The organism is Streptomyces capoamus, from assembly GCF_014654935.1.
GTDB lineage: Bacteria > Actinomycetota > Actinomycetes > Streptomycetales > Streptomycetaceae > Streptomyces > Streptomyces capoamus.
In genome coordinates this window covers 496,765-498,312 of record NZ_BNBF01000002.1, presented here as the reverse complement: position 1 = coordinate 498,312, position 1,548 = coordinate 496,765, and the positions used below count along the sequence as shown (strand labels likewise).

1 protein-coding gene and 1 pseudogene are annotated in these 1,548 nt (G+C 73.9%); both read left to right on the top strand.

Annotated features, from left to right (window positions below):
• Nucleotides 1-444, top strand: a pseudogene (locus IE312_RS38995) (redox-sensing transcriptional repressor Rex); the annotation flags it as partial.
• Nucleotides 441-1,548: glutamyl-tRNA reductase (gene hemA / locus IE312_RS38990; protein WP_229899131.1), on the top strand; the 1,108-nt coding region annotated here is incomplete at its 3' end. The pseudogene IE312_RS38995 and the gene hemA, both read left to right, overlap by 4 nt.

Genomic DNA, 1,548 nt, shown 5'->3' with positions numbered 1-1,548 from the left:
GCCCTGGCCAACTACGGCGGTTTCGCCTCCCGTGGCTTCCGGGTCGCCGCCCTGATCGACGCCGACCCGGCGATGGCCGGCAAGCCGGTCGCCGGCATCCCCGTCCAGCACACCGACGACCTGGAGCGGATCATCCAGGACAACGGCGTCTCGATCGGTGTGATCGCGACCCCCGCCGGTGCCGCCCAGCAGGTCTGCGACCGGCTCGTGGCCGCCGGCGTGACCTCCATCCTGAACTTCGCGCCGACCGTGCTGTCCGTCCCGGACGGCGTCGACGTGCGCAAGGTCGACCTCTCCATCGAGCTGCAGATCCTCGCCTTCCACGAGCAGCGCAAGGCCGGCGAGGAGACCGCCGCGGGCGACGGCGCCCTGCCCGCCGCCACCCGCGAGGACTCCGCCGACCAGGGACCCGACGGGGACGTCCCCGCCGTGATGCCGGCATGAGCCTCCTCGTCGTCGGACTGAGCCACCGCAGCGCCCCGGTCAGCGTGCTGGAGCGGGCGGCGCTGAGCACGGACGCACAGATCAAGCTGGTCCAGGACACGGTCGCCGCCGAGCCCGCCACCGAGGCCGCGGTGCTCGCCACCTGCAACCGCATCGAGCTGTACGCCGACGTGGACAAGTTCCACGCCGGTGTCGCCGAGCTGTCCACGCTGCTCGCCCAGCACAGCGGCGTCGGCCTGGAAGAGCTGACGCCCTACCTGTACGTGCACTACGAGGACCGGGCCGTCCACCACCTGTTCTCGGTGGCCTGCGGCCTGGACTCCATGGTCGTCGGCGAAGGACAGATCCTCGGCCAGATCAAGGACTCCCTGGCCCGCGCCCAGGACCTGCACACCGCCGGCAAGCTGCTGAACGACCTGTTCCAGCAGGCCCTCCGGGTCGGCAAGCGCGCCCACTCCGAGACCGGCATAGACCGCGCCGGCCAGTCCCTGGTCACCTTCGGCCTGGAGCAGCTGGCCGCGGGCGGGAACGTCGAGGACTGGGCGGCCGGCCGCACGGCCCTCGTCATCGGCGCCGGGTCGATGTCGTCCCTGGCCGCCGCGACCCTCGCGCGCGCCGGCATCGCCGAGGTCGTCGTCGCCAACCGCACCTTCGAGCGCGCCGAGCGGCTCGTCCGCATCCTCACCGAGGACGAGGACACCGCGGTGAGCGCCCGCGCGGTGCCGATGGACGCCGTGGCCGGCGAACTGACACGTGCCGACGTCGTCGTCTCCTGTACCGGGGCGACGGGACTGGTGCTCACGGCGGAGGCGGTCGCGCAGGCGGTCGAGGGCCGCACCGGGCAGCCCGTCGCCGACACCGCTCCGACGGCCGCGCGGCCCGCGGCCCCGGCGCGGACCACCGGTCTCGGCGCCGGCGCCGACGAGAACTGCCCGCTGGACCTCGCCGCCGTACAGACCGGCTTCTCCGTCCTGGGCGAGGCCGCCGTGGCCGGCATGGACGCGGCCACCCTGGAGCAGCACGCGGCCTGGGTGGACAAGGGCACGACGGTGGACCGCCGGGACCGCCGTACGCCCGAGGCGGACGCCGAGCTGATCACCGCGC